The sequence below is a fragment of the Paenibacillus cellulosilyticus genome (assembly GCF_003182255.1).
Lineage (GTDB): Bacteria > Bacillota > Bacilli > Paenibacillales > Paenibacillaceae > Paenibacillus_T > Paenibacillus_T cellulosilyticus.
The window spans coordinates 11,792-32,178 of record NZ_QGTQ01000001.1; the positions used below are offsets into that span (position 1 = coordinate 11,792).

11 protein-coding genes and 1 pseudogene are annotated in these 20,387 nt (G+C 51.7%); 1 reads left to right on the plus strand and 11 read right to left on the minus strand.

What is annotated here, in order from left to right; all coding sequences use genetic code 11:
• Positions 1-26: 26 nt before the first annotated feature.
• The 3 genes from DFQ01_RS00050 to DFQ01_RS00060 form a co-directional block, all read right to left on the minus strand.
• Complete coding sequence (locus DFQ01_RS00050; RefSeq protein WP_174812865.1) at positions 27-2,543, minus strand: U32 family peptidase; 2,517 nt, start codon at positions 2,541-2,543, stop codon at positions 27-29.
• Between the two features lie 158 nt (positions 2,544-2,701).
• Entirely contained in the window at positions 2,702-4,597 is a 1,896-nt protein-coding gene (locus tag DFQ01_RS00055) for a stalk domain-containing protein (protein WP_110041837.1), read from the minus strand.
• 215 nt (positions 4,598-4,812) lie between these two features.
• Positions 4,813-5,934, minus strand: coding sequence for a S1C family serine protease (locus DFQ01_RS00060; RefSeq protein WP_110041838.1), 1,122 nt, complete (start codon positions 5,932-5,934; stop codon positions 4,813-4,815).
• A gap of 323 nt (positions 5,935-6,257) precedes the next feature.
• On the opposite strand from DFQ01_RS00060, the gene DFQ01_RS00065 reads away from it, so the two are divergent.
• The gene (locus tag DFQ01_RS00065; RefSeq protein WP_110041839.1) at positions 6,258-7,226 is read left to right on the plus strand and encodes a sugar phosphate isomerase/epimerase family protein; all 969 of its coding nucleotides are present in this window, start codon (positions 6,258-6,260) and stop codon (positions 7,224-7,226) included.
• Between the two features lie 399 nt (positions 7,227-7,625).
• On the opposite strand, the gene DFQ01_RS00070 is transcribed toward DFQ01_RS00065, so the two are convergent.
• The 8 genes and pseudogenes from DFQ01_RS00070 to DFQ01_RS00100 form a co-directional block, all read right to left on the minus strand.
• Entirely contained in the window at positions 7,626-7,850 is a 225-nt protein-coding gene (locus tag DFQ01_RS00070; RefSeq protein ID WP_110041840.1) for a hypothetical protein, read from the minus strand.
• Positions 7,851-8,112: 262 nt separating this feature from the next.
• A complete protein-coding gene (locus tag DFQ01_RS00075) occupies positions 8,113-8,439 on the minus strand; it encodes a spore coat protein GerQ (protein WP_245946460.1) in 327 nt (108 codons plus the stop codon).
• An 83-nt stretch (positions 8,440-8,522) separates the two neighbouring features.
• A pseudogene (locus DFQ01_RS32055) lies at positions 8,523-8,654 on the minus strand (VOC family protein); the annotation flags it as partial.
• Between the two features lie 255 nt (positions 8,655-8,909).
• The gene (uvrA, locus tag DFQ01_RS00080) at positions 8,910-11,798 is read right to left on the minus strand and encodes an excinuclease ABC subunit UvrA (RefSeq protein WP_110041842.1); all 2,889 of its coding nucleotides are present in this window, start codon (positions 11,796-11,798) and stop codon (positions 8,910-8,912) included.
• A gap of 68 nt (positions 11,799-11,866) precedes the next feature.
• Complete coding sequence (gene uvrB / locus DFQ01_RS00085; protein WP_110041843.1) at positions 11,867-13,870, minus strand: excinuclease ABC subunit UvrB; 2,004 nt, start codon at positions 13,868-13,870, stop codon at positions 11,867-11,869.
• A gap of 333 nt (positions 13,871-14,203) precedes the next feature.
• Positions 14,204-17,437, minus strand: coding sequence for an MMPL family transporter (locus DFQ01_RS00090; RefSeq protein WP_110041844.1), 3,234 nt, complete (start codon positions 17,435-17,437; stop codon positions 14,204-14,206).
• A gap of 26 nt (positions 17,438-17,463) precedes the next feature.
• A complete protein-coding gene (locus tag DFQ01_RS00095) occupies positions 17,464-17,931 on the minus strand; it encodes a MarR family winged helix-turn-helix transcriptional regulator (RefSeq protein WP_110041845.1) in 468 nt (155 codons plus the stop codon).
• A 232-nt stretch (positions 17,932-18,163) separates the two neighbouring features.
• Positions 18,164-20,353, minus strand: a complete 2,190-nt coding sequence (locus tag DFQ01_RS00100; protein WP_110041846.1) for an alpha-galactosidase — start codon at positions 20,351-20,353, stop codon at positions 18,164-18,166.
• Between the last annotated feature and the right edge of the window lie 34 nt (positions 20,354-20,387).

The window sequence follows — 20,387 nt, forward strand, 5'->3', positions numbered from 1 at the left end:
AGAACATCTGCCTGTCTACGCTGCCGTTATTTAACCAGCTGACCGCGCGTTACTCCAAGCTGGTTGATTGCTTTCAAGCTGCGCCATACAGACGTGCCGCTAATGCGGCCAGCCAGCGCATCTTCATATAGATTCATGACCTCTTCCACTTTCTCAGCCGTTTCTTCAAGGAATTCGATTCGGAACGAGCGAACGCCCAGCTCGATAAAGTGGTTCAAGTATTCCGCACCGGATTGCTCAATTGCGTTGTAGACCGTATTACGACAGCCTTCATCGACGCGAACGGGATGGGACATCCCGATTCGGTCCTGCAGCGACGCACGCGACTCTTCGCATGGGCGGCCGCAGTTCGTGAAGTCTGTACCTTCACTCATGAATGTGCAGTATACGCAGTGCTCCGTATGGAACATCGGCAAGTGCTGATGAAGCACGACTTCCAGCTTAGAAGTATCGGAATTGCCAAGCAAATCCACCATCTGCTGAATGTTCAGATCGTAAGAAGGAGTAACTAGGTCACACCCTACTTCGGTGAACAGATTCACTGCTTTATGATTCGCGATGTTCAGCGAGAAATCACCAATCAACTGCGGGAACGGCTCGCCTGGTGGTGAGCTGGCCCGTGCACGCAGATAGTAGTAAAGCGCTCCTGTATTACGGATTAGCACAGCATCCGGCTTAAGCTTCAGGATATTGGCATGGTAGCCATTCTCTCCTGGCATATGAATACGTGGCGTAGCAAGTGCGATTGGCTTACCGGCATTGCGCGCGACTTCAATTGCTGCCGGGAACTGCTTGATGAACTCGAAGTCTGCATAAATCATCGTCGCGTTCGTCTTCACTGCTGCCTGTACCTGCTCGAGTGTTCGGCACAGCACCGTCAAATAAGGCTCTACATCATTGTCAGCGTTCGGTTTATTGCGAGATGCATCAGCGAATGTATCGACTTCATGTTTAATATAAACAGGAGGCTTCGGACGTTCTTCCGTCAGCTGCTCAACCGCTGCGCGGCGAATGCGATTCAGCTCACGAACGGGAATAATAAGCTCTCCGTCCAAATTCACTTCCAGTGTCTCAAGCTGATACAACGTTCCACCAAGTCGTCCGAGTTGATCTTCGAGCAGCGCTTTGTCCATTGGACGCTTCAGCGCCGTCTGAAGCGGTATCTCCGACACCACTTCAACCGTCGTCCCTTTCTGCACATCTGTCCACGTTGTAACCATCGGTTCGCCTGCACTGCCCGATACCGTTACGCGCATAGGGAACACACGATAAGGCTTGTCCGTCTCGAATGTAGCACGCAGACGTTTATCCAGTGCGGGATCGCTCGTCTTCCATACTTTGTCGCCAACCTTCACACGGCGAAGATCAACATCATTACGTCCAGGTACGATCTCCAGCACAACACCTTCTTGTGCTTCACCTTCAATCTTGACCCCTTGGCGGCGAAGATCATAGACGCGGCCGCCTTCTTCTTTCTTCGTCGGATCACCTGCATCAAAGACGATACCGTCTCCGCGCTTAAGCGGCGCATCAATTCGGCATATAACGGCATCACGAAGTACTCGCTCTACGCGTCCAAGATAGACACCACGGCTTTTCGGGAATGTACCATCGACGAGCTGTTTATTGTTCGTGCCTTTGAGGAAGCCATGCGTAAAGCCACGCGAGAAGCTCTGCTGCAGCTCGCGAACTTCTTCCTTCGAAGGTGCTGTTGGCAAACCGTCAAAGTAGTTGTCGATAACTTTCCGGTACTTGCTAACGACGTTCGCTACATATTCCGGACTCTTCAAGCGGCCTTCGATTTTGAAGGAAGTTACGCCAGCCTCGATAAGCTCTGGAATAATATCGATTGCAGCCAAGTCTTTCGGCGAGAGCAGATAGGCAACGTCGCCCATCGGCTTCTGTTCGCCGTCGATCATCAGATCATATGGCAAACGGCATGCTTGTGCGCATTCACCGCGGTTGGCCGAGCGTCCGCCCCACATTTCACTCGTCAAGCATTGACCCGAGTACGATACGCACAATGCACCGTGTACGAAAACCTCCATTGGCAGCTTCGCTTGTTCGCCAATCTTCTGAATTTGTTTCAGGTTGTTCTCGCGTCCAAGCACGACCCGCTCCATCTCGAACGGCTTTGTGAACTCTACCGCCTCAGGCGAAGTAATCGTCATCTGCGTCGAGCCGTGAATCGGGAAGTCCGGTGACATCTCGCGGATAAGCTTCACAAGTCCAAGATCTTGTACGATAACAGCATCTACACCTGCGTCGATACAAGATTCGATCAGTTGCTTCGCATCATTTAATTCGTCTTCAAAAACGAGAATATTGAACGTCAGGAAGCCCTTTACGCCATAGCTATGCAAGAACGCCATAATTTCAGGCAATTCATCCGTTTGAAAATTGTTTGCGCGCGCACGTGCATTAAACTTCTCTACGCCAAAAAATATCGCATCGGCTCCATTGGCCACTGCTGCCCGCATGCAATCCCAATCGCCTGCTGGAGCCAGAAGCTCAATGTCACCTCGCTGGATTTGTTTCGTCATTACGAGATCCGCCATCCTTTGTCTAACATTCTATCCTCTAAGTGTACCAGAGCAGACATACTGATTCCACCGGCAAAAAATAAGCGCCGTCCCAACTTGGAGTTGGGACAGCGCTATTGGTGAGCAAATCTTCTATTAAAGTATGCATCTCTACTAGATTAGTTGAACTTCAGCGACTCCAGCACCTTCGTTACTTCTTCTTGGTAACCTGCCGAATCATTCGCCTGACTTACCGTAAATTGAAGGACATACAGTCGGTTATTCCTCTCAATCATATAGACGGAAGACTTCAACGGTTGAGAAGCTTTTGGATAGACGACATCGATACGTTGGAACATACTGCCGTTAATGTTCACCATCACATTTTGTGAGATTTCAGCTCCTGCAGCTACCGCATCTTCATCGGTATTCAAATAGCTTGCAAGTGCCTTGTTATATTCAAGTGCGGTTGCATCTTCAATAACGTTCAAGAAAAATGTTCCATGATCCGTATAGTAGGATACAAGACTGGACTCGAAATCTTTCTCATCCGCTGTCCACGTTGCAGGCAGTTCGATCGAATAACTATACTTGTTGCTTGATTTCTTCAAGACTTGACCTTCTAGATCCGTAGCTTCTTCTATCTCGCTGAAGTTGCTGTCCACGTACTTCGTATCGATTGACAGCGAGTTTATGATCTGAGTAAACATCAATTTGGTCTTCAGCGAATCAGCCTTAATCAAATAGAAACTTACACTATATTTATGGTCACCCGCAATTAGGAAAACATCATATTCCGTAATCCAATTTTTCTTGTCCCACGTATATTCGTACTTCAGCACTTGTCCTTGACCGTTCTTCAACGTTATCGTCGATTCCTCGAAGTTACGAATGTAGTCACTTGCAAATTGCTTCTCCAGCTTCGCGCGTTCTTTTGCACGCCATTGCTCGGCTGTTTCGTTATCGACGGTCGACTTGATCGCAAAGTCGATTAATCCTTCATCAACATTAAAGAAGAGTGGTGTCGACGATTCTGTATCACGATGCCAGTTGACCGGAAGCTTCACTTCAATGCCATAATCTTCATCATGAACGGTAATGAAACCATTTACAACCTTCGTCACATCTTTCAAAGAACGATCAGATTTGTCGAATGAGAGCGTAAAGCTGTCAAGCAAGTCCTGATACTTGTTCAACGCATCACGTGAAGTTGCTTTAACACCAGACATTACGACGAAAACTCGCTTGTCCTTCTGAATGCCACGATACTCGAAGAACCAGCCGTCACGGCTCTTCGTTACCATTTTCTCATAGGACACGCCGCCTACGGAGATCGTCTTCTTCTCCATAACCAGCTCATTGTCGCCAAAGTACGTTTGGATTTGGTCGCGAAGCTCTTCCTTCGTCAGCGTGTCTTCTTCATCTTCGATACCAACGACAACCGTCGGATTGTTGGAACCGTCAGACCATACCGTCCAATCGCCATTATCGCTCTGATAAGAAAGCGACAGGTCCGTCGGATAGTTCATGCTCCAGCCATAATAGCTGTCGCCTACCTTCGTCTTGCCTGCATCCGTATCGATACCGGACGTGCCGCCTGTATTCGTGGAAGCGGCGTCACCTGCAACTTTGCCCGTAATCGTAATGAGGTTGCCGCTTGGTACAACTGTTGCTCCGAATGCTTGCGCAATGACACGCACTGGCACGAGGGTCACACTGTTTACGATCTTCGGTGCAGTCGTAAGCTTCGTCACTACACCGTTAACCTTAACTTCCTTGCTGCCGATCGTCAGAACGACAACCGTACTGTTATATTTGAGCGTAATGATCTTGTTCTTCTCAAGGTTCAGCTTAGCGCCAAACGCTTTCGTAATAACGCTAAGTGGAACAAGCGTCGTGCCATTCTCTTTCACTGGTGGTTGAATCTTCGAATCTACTCCGTTGATGTTAACGGTAGGGCTGCCGATCGTCAGCTTAATGACGACCGAATCCCCCGCAGCAGCACTTGCTGCAATAGGGAAGCATGCGAGCAGCATGCAAAGTGCAGTCATAATAACTAGCAAACGTTTGGTCATAGATAGGTATCTCCTTATAGAGGTTGTTCAAAAAGTCCGCTTTTGATCACGAAGCATCGCAGGAAGCGTATTCGGCATCGATTCTTGAATGAATCAGAGACTTCCGGTTCTCACGTAGCACATCACTACGCTCCGATCCTCATTCCCTGCTTCATCCAAGCTTCTCGGTGCTGAAAACCGACCCTTTTGAACACACACTCATTAATGAATTCAATTTACTTCTGGGTCCATGCGCTAAGCTTGATCTTCTTCGTGACGATATCACCGTCGGATAGTAACGTAATCTCGATGGACTGATCGGGTAAGTATGATTTCAACAGCTCGTTCACTTCGACAATCGAAGACACTTGGGTTCCTGCCACCGCATAAAGCTGATCTCCGTTCTGAATTCCGGCATTCTTCGCAGCATCGCTCGTTACCTTCGTAATCGTAAGCGGCTCATCTGTCGGTAATCCAACGATTGCTGACCAGCTTTCCTCCAGCTCTACACCAAGTGACGCGCGATTTACTTTACCGTACTTGGTAAAATGACTGAGGACATATTGCACGGTGTCCACTGGAATGGAGAAACCGAGATTATCCACATCATCACTGACGAATTTCATCGAGTTGATGCCAATAACTTGGCCTTTCATATTCACAAGCGGTCCGCCGCTGTTGCCCGGATTGATCGCCGCATCTGTCTGCAAGAGCTTGTAGTAGGACGAAACAGACCGATTCATGCCGCTAAGAATACCGCTTGTCGCTGTATTCCGAAGCGAGAACGATACCGGCGTACCGATTGCAACAACCTGCTCGCCAGCTTGAATCGTAAGTGGAATCGGTGCGAATGTTACAGGCTGCATTCCTGTCGCGTTAACTTTAACTACTGCAATGTCACTTGTTTCATCGATATACAGCGTCTTGCCATTGAATTGTTTGCCGTCTGCCGTAACGACGACAATGCTTGTCAAATCTTTCACAACATGAGCATTCGTTACGATTTGTCCATCTGCTTTCCAGACGAAGCCTGTACCGTGTGCAAGCGCATACCGATTGTCATAGCCCTTCACTTTGCCAATAATGCCCACAACTGAAGGTGATACTTTCTTCACAACATCCGGGATTTGATTTGCTGGCGTATAGGCATATTTGCCGCTCTTCGCGTCATAAGTCCCTGTACCTCCCAGCGCATTCGTCACTGCACTTGCTTTAACGTATACCTCACCGTTAATCATTTTGGCATCTAACGAAATTGTGTTGCTAGATGAATTGCTTCCCGCTGCCCACGCGCTGCCCGCTACGAAGAGCAACGCTGCGAAGCTTGCAAAAGCGATCCGCAGCACCGCTTTTTTCATCAAGTTTTTCCCCTCTCGCTCTCTACTTTCGCTCCTATTTTCTACCATATAACTCTACTATAACTAGGACTATTTTGACAATTAAATATATATTAAAGAATAGGTGGAAAACGAGCGTTTTCAATTCCATAATTCGACAAATGTAGGCGCAACGTCACAAACTTTCCTCTTAAATATGAAAACGCTTTAATTTATGGCTAAAACGGAGAGAAATGCAGCATTAGACAGGCTACTTCCTTACTTTGGGGCATGATATAATGGGGCCAGTTGTACGTATGACATATGAATCTACATAAATCCAAATATCGGGAGGCTGTACTTACATGAAACTTGGCGTATTCACTGTATTGTTCGGAGGCAAACCGCTGGAGGAAGCACTCGACTATATCGCTTCTAAAGGCCTTGATGCTGTAGAGCTTGGAACAGGCGGTTATCCAGGTAACGCTCATTGCGATCCTGACACTCTGCTCGCTGATGCCGGAAAGCTTCGTGACTTCAAACATGCGATCGAATCTCGCGGTCTGATGATCAGCGCACTGAGCTGTCATGCGAATCCTCTCCACCCACAGAAAGCGCTGGCTGAACCGGATGACGCTGTCATTCGCAAAACGATTGAGCTCGCTAACCGACTAGAAGTGCCAGTCGTCAATACATTCTCCGGCTGCCCTGGCGACCATGAGGGTGCTAAATATCCAAACTGGCCAGTTGCACCTTGGCCTAACGATTATCAAGATATTCTGAAGTGGCAGTGGGAAGAGAAAGTTATCCCGTACTGGTCCGAGATTGGCAGCCTGGCAGAAGCAGCTAATGTCAAAATTGGTCTCGAGCTTCATGGCGGTTTCTCTGTTCACAGCCCTTCGACACTGCTGCGTCTACGTGATGCGGCTGGCAAATCGATCGGTGCTAACCTTGACCCTAGCCATATGTGGTGGCAAGGCATTGATCCGGTACAAGCGGTTCGCATTCTCGGCCGCGCTGGCGCGATCCACCACTTCCACGCGAAAGATACGTCGATCGATCCGATCAACGTTAACGCGCATGGTATTACGGACATGCAGCCATACACGAATATGCTGGACCGCGCATGGCAGTTCCGTACAGTTGGCTTCGGCCATGACCTGAAAACGTGGGCAGACATTATCAGCGAGCTTCGCCTCGTTGGTTATGACTATGTGGTCAGCATTGAGCATGAAGACGGACTCATGTCGATTGACGAAGGCTTCTCGAAAGCCGTTCAGAATCTTCAGCAGGTGCTTATTCGTGAGCCGCTGGGCGAGATGTGGTGGGTGTAGGGGCGAAACCCCTACGGCCCCTGTTTTAAAACAGTTTACTTCAAGATTTCTACCCGCCTAAATCAGGAGTTCTACCCACCTAAATCCCCCCTGCTAGGGAGGACCCCAGGGGACTGCCGTCCCCTGGACCCCGGAAGGGGTCGTGGGATAGACAGAGACGTGATCGCGTACTTTAGTGGTAGGAGTCGCGTGCCCTCTGGGCAAGCTTATGGTTGTGCGTGGAAAGCTCATGATTTATTGCGGGACTAAGATGCGTATTATCTACAACGTGCTTGGAGTCGCGTGGGCAAGCTTATGGTTGCGTGAGAAGTGCATGAGTTAATAAAGCAAAAAGACCTCAAATTTCACTTATGAAATTTGAGGTCTTTTTGTTTGTTACTTATGTAGACCGGGCTGGTCTTATTTCATCCAGCTCTCCGTAATCATGACGTAGTCAGAAAACAGAAAAACAGCCAGCGAAACGAATGCGAATCCGATTGCAAAAACGTTCTTCTTTGGTCTTGCCATCAACAACCTTACGAATCCGATTGCAATTAGAATCGTGAATGCAAGCATGAACCAGTCGAACGCATTAATGTTGCTCGTCGACGCTGCAGCTGTTGCCGCCTCTTCTGCAAGATACATGGGATGACCTCCTTTTCGTCACACGTCACCTATCATATTCCTATGTTAGCGGCTGACGACCAGTGATGCAAGTCCCGACCGAAATCCGTAACAAGTTTGTCAACATTTTACCTCAATTGGATATAAGTTAACCATTGTTATTTCGACCCATTCTAACATTATTGTTATCTCCTGATGAAAAATCATTCAGTGTACCGACCTATTCGCAACAAAATCCGTGTATGTACAGGGCCGTTCCACTAGAGAATAGCCCCTTTTCAGGCTAGAAAATCAAATCAATCGTCACGTAGTCGAGATTGCGATACAGCAGCATCTCGGTACGACCGGTGGCTTCATCTTGAATCACAACATGATCCTTCCCGGTAGACACAATAACCCCTGTGAACGAGCGTGCATTCCACTGCGAGTTGTTCGGATATGTCATATAGAAAGTTGCCAGATTGCCTCGTACCGATTGAAGCCATCGTTGATAGCCCATCATCCGAATGCGATTGCGATTACGACGGCGTTTTTCATTCCGTCTGATCGTTCGCTTAGCCTCTCCCATCCTCCACCTCTCCTGCTCCTCCGAGTCCTCTGATGACAGCATATGAGCGCACTCCCCAACTCGTATGGACAATCCGAGCATAGCTGATGCACTTCCAGCAGATGCGGAGGTGGAATCAGTAGGCGTCAGTCCTTCAGTTCAATCCGATTTCCCTCGGGATCGATGATGACACCGATTGTTCCCCAATAGAATTGTCTAACCTTCACCTCAACGCCTCTTCGGGATAACTCTTCCACCGCAGCATCAAAATGACGTACATTGAACCGAAGAACCGTCGGGTTCTGTGATCTGAGATGCCCGTCTCATGAATATCCACAACTCATCACCTCTATTGTTCGTTGCAACAAGCATAAGCGCATTCGATTCCGAAATCGTCATCATTAAGAGGGAACTAAATTTACACTTATATACAACCTTAGTTATAGAATCTGACTGTCAGCAAAAAGAATAGCCAATCAGACTGCCGCTTCATAAGCTGCTGTCTGATTAGCTCTCGCTCATACTACTTTAACTTAATCCGCTGCACCTGCAGCTACCGATTGTTCCGTCTCACGGCGTTTGACCGTCCGTTCGCGATCGCGCTCCAGAACGGGCTTGAGATACTTGCCGGTGTACGAACCCTCCACCTTCACAAGCGCCTCCGGCGCACCGGCTGCAACGATCGTACCGCCGCCATTGCCGCCCTCCGGACCGAGGTCGATCAAATAGTCAGCCGTCTTGATGACGTCGAGATTGTGCTCGATAACGAGCACCGACTCCCCGCTGTCAACCAAGCGATGCAGCACCTGCAGCAGACGGTCGATGTCATCAACGTGCAGACCTGTCGTTGGCTCGTCAAGAATGTACATCGTCTTGCCCGTGCTGCGGCGGTACAGCTCGGCTGCCAGCTTCACGCGCTGTGCTTCACCACCGGACAACGTCGTTGCAGCCTGACCGAGCCGCATATAGCCTAGACCTACATCGAACAACGTCTGCATCTTACGATGAATACGCGGAATGTTGCGGAAGAACTCCACTGCATCCTCAATCGTCAGCTCTAGCACTTCGGCAATGTTCAGCCCTTTGTACTTCACTTCGAGCGTCTCGCGGTTGTATCGTTTGCCTTTGCACACTTCGCATGGCACATAGACGTCCGGCAGGAAGTGCATCTCGATCTTGATAATACCGTCGCCACGGCAAGCTTCACATCGTCCGCCCTTCACGTTAAAGCTGAAGCGACCCTTCTTGTAGCCGCGCACCTTCGCTTCGTTCGTGTTGGCGAATACATCGCGAATATCGTCGAATACGCCTGTATAAGTCGCTGGGTTCGAGCGCGGCGTACGTCCGATCGGCGATTGGTCGATATCGATGACTTTCTCGACATTCTCCAAGCCGCGGATCTCCTTATGCTCACCTGGACGTACCTTCGCCCGATTCAAGTCACGAGCAAGCGTCTTGTACAAAATTTCGTTAACGAGCGTCGACTTACCCGAGCCCGACACGCCTGTTACAGCCGTGAAGACGCCAAGCGGAATCTTCACATTCAGGTTGCGCAGGTTGTTCTCCTTCGCTCCTCGAATCTCGAGCCACTTGTCGGTTGTAGCACGGCGCTCCAATGGCACCTCGATAAACTTCCTGCCGCTCAAGTAAGCACCTGTAAGCGAGTTCTCATCCGCCATTACTTCAGCCGGTGTACCTTGCGACATGACTTGACCACCATGGATACCAGCACCTGGACCAATATCGATAATGTAGTCCGCCGCCATCATCGTATCCTCGTCATGCTCAACGACGATCAACGTATTGCCGAGGTCGCGCATATGCTCCAACGTCTGAATGAGTCGGTCGTTGTCGCGCTGATGCAAGCCGATACTCGGTTCGTCGAGAATGTACAGGACGCCCATCAAGCTCGATCCGATCTGCGTCGCAAGCCGGATACGCTGCGCCTCGCCGCCAGACAGCGTGCCTGCTGCACGGCTGAGCGACAAATATTGAAGGCCGACGTTCACCAGGAAGCCAAGCCGGCCATTAATTTCTTTCAGGATCAGGTTCGCGATCGTCAAATCCTTCTCGCTTAGACTTACTTCTTCGAAGAAACGCTGCGCCTCGCCAATCGAGAGTGACGTCACGTAGGCGATGTTCTTATGATCAACCGTGACAGCCAAGCTTTCCTTGCGAAGGCGGTCGCCCTTGCAGCTGCTGCATGGCTTCGCAGCCATATAGCCTTCGATGATTTCGCGCATCGCCTCGGAAGCGGTATCCCGGTAGCGGCGTTCCAGGTTATGAACGATGCCTTCGAACGCAACGAGCGCTTCCTTCCGATGACCGAAATCATTCTCATATTTGAACTTCACGAGCTCGCCGCCCGTTCCGTACAACAGCTTCTTCATCTGCTCGGACGTCAGCTCGCTAACCGGAACAGTGCGCGAAATGCCGTAATGCTGGCACACCGCTGCCAGGAACTGCGGATAATAGTTCGACGTACTGCCGGCCCATGCCTCGAACGCGCCATCTTCGATCGACTTGGACGGATCCGTCACGAGCAGGTCTGGATCGACAATCATCTTCGCACCGAGACCATCACACTCTGGGCACGCACCGAACGGACTGTTGAAAGAGAACATACGCGGGGCAAGCTCATCGATGCTAAAGCCGCATTCCGGGCAAGCCAGATTCGAGCTGAACATGAGCTCTTCCTTCTCCATCACATCGACGATAACTTTGCCTTCTGCCAGCTTAAGCGCCGTCTCAAGCGAATCGGCCAAGCGCGTTTGCACGTCGGACTTCACGACGATCCGGTCGACCACAACTTCGATGGAGTGCTTCTTGTTCTTCTCGAGCACGATCTCTTCGCCGCCGAGCTCGCGAATCTCGCCGTCAATCCGTACGCGCACAAAGCCCTGCTTCTGCACGTCCTGCAGCAGCTTCGTATGCTCGCCCTTGCGGCCGGAGACGATCGGCGCGAGAATCTGCAGACGCGTCCGTTCTGGATATTCCATAATGCGGTCGACCATCTGCTCGACCGTCTGCGACGTAATCTCAATGCCATGCTCTGGGCAGTGAGGCTTGCCGACTCGTGCGAACAGAAGCCGCAAATAATCGTAAATCTCCGTTACTGTACCTACCGTCGAGCGCGGGTTGCGGCTCGTCGTCTTCTGGTCGATTGAGATAGCCGGCGACAAGCCGTCGATGGAATCGACGTCCGGCTTCTCCATCTGACCAAGAAACTGCCGCGCGTAAGCAGACAGCGACTCGACGTACCGCCGCTGTCCTTCCGCGTAGATCGTATCGAACGCAAGCGATGATTTGCCCGAGCCGCTAAGGCCTGTAAGCACGACGAATTTGTCGCGCGGAATCGTCACGTCGATATTTTTCAAATTGTGGGCTCTCGCCCCCTTAATTACTATGCGATCGCTGGCCACTGCTGCTCCACCCTTCTATTCCCCTCTAGATAACCGTACGTCGTCCTACCCATTATATCTATCCAAAATCAGTCGCCTTCCGCACGCAGCTCCAGCAGCGCATCACGCAGCTCCGCGGCACGCTCGAACTGGAGATTCTTCGCTGCGTCTTTCATCTCGGCCTCTAGGCGCTGAATAACCGACTGACGCTCTTTCTTCGACAGCTTGCCTCCGGCACCTGTGCCGGTCAAGTAATCTGCCTTCTGCTCCGCGACCTTCGTCGCTTCGATAACATCATGTATCTTCTTGCGTATCGTCTGCGGCGTAATACCGTGCTTCTCGTTGTAAGCGAGCTGAATGGTACGACGGCGTTCCGTCTCTTTGATCGCCTTATCCATAGAGTCGGTAATCTTGTCGCCGTACATAATAACGCGTCCGTCTGCGTTACGCGCCGCCCGGCCGATCGTCTGAATGAGCGAGCGTTCCGACCGCAGGAAGCCTTCCTTATCTGCATCGAGAATAGCGACTAACGTCACCTCTGGCAAATCCAGACCTTCCCGCAGCAGGTTGATGCCGACGAGCACATGGAATGCACCCAGACGCAAATCACGCAAAATCTGCATTCGCTCCAGCGTCTTAATATCCGAGTGCATATAGCGCACCTTAATGCCAACGTCCTTGAAGTAATCCGTTAAGTCCTCCGCCATCTTCTTCGTCAGCGTCGTGACGAGCACGCGCTCATCCTTCGCAATCCGTTCCCGAATCTCGCCGAGCAGATCATCGATCTGTCCTTTCGTTGGACGCACTTCGATCACAGGATCGATAAGACCCGTTGGACGGATAATTTGCTGTACCATCTCTGGACAATGCTCAAGCTCATAAGGGCCCGGCGTTGCCGAGACATAAATCATCTGACCCGCCTTCTCCTCAAACTCCTCGAACCGAAGCGGCCGATTGTCCAGCGCTGATGGCAGACGGAAGCCGTGATCAACGAGCACTTCTTTACGCGCGCGGTCCCCGTTGTACATCGCTCGGATCTGAGGCAGCGTCACATGAGACTCATCAATAACGATTAACATATCATCGGGAAAATAATCCATCAGCGTATACGGCGTTGCGCCGCGTTCGCGGAACGTTAGCGGTCCCGAGTAGTTCTCGATGCCGGAGCAGAAGCCCATCTCCTGCATCATCTCGATATCGTAGCGCGTCCGCTGCTCCAGCCGCTGCGCTTCGAGCAGCTTGTTCTGCGAGCGCAGCTCCTCCAGCCGTTCCTCCAGCTCACGCTCAATGTTGACGAGCGCCCGCTTCATCGTCTCTTCCTGCGTTACGAAGTGAGAAGCCGGGAAGATCGCGATATGATCGCGTGTACCAACTATCTCACCCGTCAGTACGTCAATCTCGGTAATCCGCTCGATCTCGTCGCCGAACAGCTCAACCCGAATGGCACGTTCATTGTTGGCTACTGGGAAAATCTCGACAACATCGCCGCGTACGCGGAATGTACCACGGATGAAGTTAATGTCGTTGCGCTGATATTGAATATCGACCAGCTTATGCAGAATCGCATCGCGTGACTTCTCCATACCGACGCGCAGCGACAGCACAAGGCTGCCGTACTCAGAAGGCGAACCGAGGCCGTAGATGCAGGACACGCTGGCCACGATAATAACGTCGCGCCGTTCGAATAGCGAGCTTGTCGCCGAGTGACGAAGCTTATCGATCTCATCGTTAATGCTCGAATCTTTCTCGATATACGTATCCGTCGACGGAATGTACGCTTCCGGCTGGAAGTAGTCGTAGTAGCTGACGAAATACGATACGGCATTCTCCGGGAAAAACTCTTGAAATTCGCTGCACAGCTGCGCCGCCAGCGTCTTGTTATGCGCGATGACAAGCGTCGGCCGATTCAGCTTCGCGATCGCATTGGCAATCGTAAACGTCTTACCTGTACCGGTCGCACCAAGCAGCGTCTGAAACCGCTCGCCGTTCTCTACTCCCTCCACCAGCTGACGGATTGCCTCCGGCTGATCGCCCTGTGGCGTATAGCCCGACATCAGCTTGAAGGACTTATTCGATCGTTCTGCAAATTCCATGCGTATCGGTCCACCTCCCTGCTTTTTTTGCTTATAAAATGTATGGTATCGCTATAGTTAGCGAACGGGCACTCGAATGTGTGTTCCCATTCATTATATCGTTTTCCATATGCGGTTGCAATTTGAATGTGCGCATACGGGCGAATCGAACGGCATGAGAAAACCTCTATCGAGGCCTTTCGAAGATGAGCGACCGCGTTTAGATGTTGGTTTTATCGCCAATAAGAATTGGTATTTTCGAGAGACCCGAAAATACCAATTCTTATGTGGTAATAAAAGCGCGTGCCTTATGCAGCACGCGCTTGATTGATATTCGGAGAACTACTTCCCTTATTATACCGTCGAATCCTGTGCCCGCCCTGTGCCATGACTACCTTGACGCGGACCCTGACGCCCTTCCACAGATGTTCCCGGAAGATTCGAATGACCTGCATCTGCATCCGAACGACGCATGAACGGCCAATAGTTTGCTTCGCCGAACATCCGAACCATGACCGGAATGAACAACGGCAGCATAATGAGTGCATACATGAACAGTCCACATAGAACAATGGTTGCGATCTGAAGCAGCGACATAACCCCCGACGGTAGCATCGCCGCGAACGTGCCGCCCAGAATAACCGCTGCGGACATGATGACCGTCCCCATCCGTTTCATTGCCTCTAGAATTGCCTCTGTTGGCGGCAGATGACGATACTCCTTGAATCGATCCATCAAGAAAATACTGTAGTCGATGCCAAGCGCCACGAGCATAACGAAGCCGAAGAATGGCACGGCCCAGCTAACGCCCGTATAGCCCAGCCAGCGTACAAATATGATTTCCGTTACTGCCATTGCCGTATAGAACGTCACCATCAGCGAAGCGATCAAGTACAGCGGCATGACGATCGAACGGAACAGAAGAATCAATACGATTCCGATACCGATCAACATGAACATGACAGTCTTCGAATAGTCCTCATCGGAAATACCGTTCAAATCATGGTTGTAGCTCGTAACGCCGCCCACTTCATAGTGAGCCGACTCGAACGATGTACCTTGCAGACCACGTGCGACAGCCGATTTGAGCGCATCGATCTGATTCATCGTTTCCAGCTCATACGGATTGCCGTCAAAAATAACATCGAACTTCACCGTGCGGCGATCCGGCGACATATAGACGTCAACCGCTTGTTCGAACTGTTCATTCTGCGAAGCCTGCTCCGGAATGAACCAGCCCGTCAGCCCTTTGTTCGGGGAGGACGACAACTCTGTCAAATATCCTTCAGCCGAACCCAATCCGTCCGTTACCTGCTTCAAGCCGTCAACACTCTGATCGAGACCATCCGTCAGCTGCGTCAATTGGCCGTTCAGCTCCGAGAAGCCGCTTGCCAACTGCTTCTGGCCGTTAGCCAGCTGATCGAGTCCCGTCTGCATCTCTGGCAGTTTCGAGATGACAGCGCCCTGTCCTTGCGCTGCCTGATCCAGTCCGACCTGCAGCTTCGCAATGCCTGTGATGAGCGATTGCAGCCCTTGTACCAGCGCCTGCTGACCATCGGCTGCCTGCTTCAAGCCGGCATTCGCAGCGTCCAGTCCTTGCGACAAGCCAGCTAGCTGACCATTAAGCTGCTTCGTCTGCGTGCTCAACTGATCCGCGTCGGTTTGCAGCTTACGAACGGCGCCAAGCGCCTTTTGATAAGCCGCATCATTCGCGAGCTCTGGATACTGGTCGGTCAAACCACTCAGATCGGAGTCGACATCAGCAAGCCCGGATGCCAGCTTCGCCTGCTCAGATGCAATCCCAATGTAGCCAGTAGAAAGCTGCGTCACACCGTCGCCTAACTGACTGTAACTGCTCTCCAGCTGATTCGCTGCATCCGCCAGCTTCTGAGCGTTCTGGCGAACCTGCTCGAGACCAGCTTGCAGATCTTTGGCGCCAGTCGAGCCGTCTTTCATTCCTTGTTGAATACGTGTGAGCCCTGCGGACAGCTCGTTAATACCTGCTTTCAGTGCCAGTGTACCGTCCGTTAGCTTACCAGCACCGTCTGCTGCTTCTTTCAGCTTTGGCGCATTGTCGCTAAGCTGCTTGCTCGCATCCGATAGACCATCGCCTATCGTCGTCAGACCTTCACCGCTTTTGCCAAGACCATCCTGCAGTGTTCCTACTTGATCCGATACGAGGAAGTCTTCCGGCGCCTCGCCTGTCGGCCTCGTTGCACTACGAACCGTACCGACCCCTGGCACTTGCGCAAGCGCACGGCTTACCTGCTCGACAACCGCGAGCCCATTCGTGTCCCCCATAGGCGTATCCGACTGCACAACAACCGTTGTTGGCAGCGTCTCACCTGGACCAAAGCCGTCTGCGACAAGGTTGAACGCTTTGACCGAATCATATTTCTCACCAATCTCATCAAGCGAGTTGAACGAGATCGAGCCCTTGTACGCCGTAAGCGCAGGAACGATCAACACGAGGAGTATGACGAGCGCCCATAGCGGGCGTTTCAACGAAAACGAACCAACTGCCCCCCACAGCTTGCTCTCCTTGTGCTCCAGCGATCCTCTAGCCGGCCAGAACAACGCATTCCCGAATACGGAGAGGAAGAAGGGTACGAGCGTGAACAACGCAATCAGCATAACCGCTACGCCGACTGCCACTGCAACTGCCGAGCGATACAACACGAATGTCGAGAAGCCGATCGAAGCGAAGCCAACGAACACGGCCAAGCCCGAGAACAGCACCGTGCGGCCCGCTGTGCGGTATGTCTCGACAATTGCTTCGTCCCGGTCACCAAGACGAATCAGTTCCTCTTTATACCGACTAATCAACAGGATGCAGTAGTCCGTTCCTATGCCGAACAGTACCGCGACCATGAAGATCTGCGTAAAGTTCGACAATGGGAAATCCATATATTTGACGAGGTATGCGACAACCGACTGCGACGTCAGATAGCTGAAGCCGACAGCCAGCAGCGGTACAAGCGGTGCAATCGCCGAGCGGAACACGAGGAACAGAATGACGAGAATGAAGCCCACCGTAATAAGCTCCGTTTTCTTCAATCCTTCCTGAGAGCTCTGAACGACGTCCTCACCGATGACCCAGCCACCCGTTAAGTAATGATCAACCTTCACATCAGAAAGCGCCTCGTTAAGCGAATCGCTCATTTCCTTCGGAAGGCGTCCCTCCTCCTTCACCTTCACAAGCGCGATGACCGTCGCCTTATCCTTCGAGACAAGCTGACTTTCTAATTCCTTCGTCTGAAAATGTGTCGTGACCTGCGTAACGCCATACTGCTCACCGTTGTCGGTCAGCTTCTGAAGCGCCTGCTGCGCCTGCGACAGATCCTCGTCCGTCAATCCGCCTTCACGATGGAATACGACGACCGTCGAGTCGGTCTTCCCTTCCCCATCCTGCCCTTCCAAGCTGCTCAGCAGCTTAGAGGCCTCAGAGGAGGAGTAGCCGTCAGGCACGCTAATCTGCCCTTTATCCCGTACAAGATCCTCCATGTTCGGTGCGGACAACATTAGCCCAGCCGCAACGGCAAGCCACAGCACAAGCACCAGCCATTTGAACCGTAATACCGTTCTCATTCTCCTATCCCCGCCTTTCTCTGTATCTATCCTTCTTCTGACTCTGATCGCTCCCGTGCTTGAACGAGTGCAGCAGCAAGCCTCTCATATAGCTCGATAAAACCAAAAGCCTCGTCATCGGTAAAATGGCTCAAATACTGGCACAGCAGCTCCTCCAGCCTGCTATCGAACTGCCGCGTCAACCGCTCGCCTTCCGAAGTTGCTTTCAGGTAAGTGACACGTCGATCCTTCTCGTCAGGAACTCGCTCAATCAGCTTCTTATCGGACAGTCGGGTGACAATCGCTGTGATCGAGCTTTTGCCCACACAAAATACTTCCGCAAGCTCCGATGAGGTCGTACAGCCGTTCTCTCGCAAATAACGAAGCGCGAAGCTCTGATCCAGCGTCAGCTCATCAGGCAGCAGATCGCGGGTCAGCGCACTCAATCTGCGGTTAACCGTGAAGGAAGCTTCGAGGTATCGATCAATCAGCTTAGATAGTTGTTCTGTGTCCATCTTTCCACTCTCCTTTCACTATGTGTAGAACCATACGATAGTTTGTTCGACTGTCGAATGGTTTTATTATCGAATAGTTTCACTATTGAACTATATAGCAATAACCGATCCGATGTCAATATTAGACAGTGTGACAAATTAGCGAACAAATGATGCAAAAGCAAAAACCGCTCCCGCATCGCCAAAAAGACGATAGCAGAGCGGTTCTTATTTGCAGCTGTATAGAAGACAATTACTCTGCCACGAAGCGGAGCAAGGCACTGCCGAAATCATGATGGAAGCGAGGTGCAGCAATACCAGCATACATCAGCTCATCGCCGCCATACACACGGTCCGTGCCGAGCAGTCTGTAATTGAGCGCTGGATCAAGCCCTCTCAGCTTGAAGCGGCCAAGCGGCTGATGCGGCTCGTTGAGCACCTGCACATAAACGGCCATCACTTCGCGCTTATCCTTGGAGACGAACATCCAAGATGTCTCATTGCCTTCAAACGGACTGAGCAGACGGTAGAAATCACCTTGCTGAACGAGGGAGCGGAGCTCTTTGTACAAAGCGATTTGGTCCGTAACGACCGCCTTCTCTTCATCCGTGAATTTCGTCAAATCAAGCTCATAACCAAAGTTGCCCGACATCGCGACATTGCCGCGCGTCTCCAGCGACGTGATACGGCCAACCTGATGGTTCGGCACTTCGGAGATGTGCGCGCCCATCGCGCTGATTGGATAGACGATGCTCGTCCCGTATTGAATGCGCAAACGGGAAATCGCATCGGTGTTGTCACTCGTCCATGTTTGCGGCATGTAGTAAAGCATGCCTGGATCGAAGCGGCCGCCGCCGCCGGAGCAGCTCTCGAACAGCACCTGCGGGAACTTCGACGTAATCTGCTCCAGCACGTTGTACAAGCCGAGCATATAACGGTGCGCCGTCTCGCGTTGGCGATCAGCCGGCAGCAAGGCCGAACCAATCTCCGACATGTTGCGGTTCATGTCCCACTTCACATATTCGATCGGCGCGCTGCTGAGCACACCGGAAATCGTATCGATCAGATATTGCTGAACATCCGGACGGCTCATATCCAGAATAAGCTGCGAACGTCCCGTTGTCCGATGACGGCCCGGCACATGCAGGCACCAGTCTGGATGTGCACGATACAGCTCGCTGTCTGGCGAGATCATCTCTGGTTCGAACCATAAGCCGAACTGCATGCCTAGCTTATTGATGCGCTCGGCAATGTCCTCAAGACCACCTGGCAGCTTGCGTTTGTCCACGAACCAGTCGCCGAGCGACGAGTTATCGCTGTCACGCTTGCCGAACCAGCCGTCGTCGAGCACGAACAGCTCCATGCCAAGCTCGCTGCCGACCTTCGCAATCGCTTCAAGCTTATCTGCATTAAAGTTGAAATACGTACCTTCCCAGTTGTTCACGAGCACCGGACGAACCTCGTCACGGTACGTGCCGCGGCACAAGCGCGTGCGGTACAGCTCATGATAAATACGGGACATGCCGCCCAGACCCTCTGGTGAATACGCCAGTACAACTTCTGGTGCTTGGAACGTCTCTCCCGCTTCCAGCCGCCAGCCGAAATCGAACGGGTTGATCCCCATGAACAGACGGGACGTACGGAACTGATCGACTTCGACGCCTGCCAGGAAGTTGCCGCTATAGACGAAGCTAACGCCGTATACATCGCCATGATCCTCGGTTGCACCGTGTTCGAGCAATGCGATGAACGGGTTCTGGTTATGGCTGCTAGAGCCGCGACGGCTCTCGATCGACTGCATGCCTGGACGTAGCGGGCGGCGGAACACATCGCGTTCACGCGACCAGGAACCCGACAGCTGCAGCATGTCATAGCGGTCATGCTGGAAGTCTACGCTCATCGACAACGCGCGGCGCAGCTGTACCGTCTCTTCGCCTTCGTTCGCAAACGAGACCGAGCGAGTAATCGCATCAAGCGCTTCATAGACGGAGTAGGACAACGTGACAACGAGTCCTGTCAGACTGTCGCGCAGCTTAATGAGGAGTGTCACCGCCTCATCGTCGGCTTCTGTATAAGTAGCCGGCAATCCCGGAAGTGCTGGCTTGCCTTGCACAATCTCATGGAATTCGTATCGAAGGTCCGATACGGTTGTACCGTTCGCATACTGCGCTTCGAACGCCGGCGTACGGAAATCAGAGCTGCCGTAGCTTGGGTATTCATGCGGCAGCGTATCGAACGAAATTTCATTCCGGCCCGGCACGGGGTTCGGACTGAACGATGCGCGCTCTTGGCGCTCGACGAGCGTGTGAAGCTGGTTGCCGCGAACGCGGCGACCCCAATAAACATGGGATGGGTATACATCCTCGATTAGTTCGAAAGCGTAGCTTGTCTTATTCGTCTGCAGATGGAACAGCTGTTTAGATGCATCGTATTGAACTGACATAATCATGCTCCTCCTTGAGATTGCAATATGGACT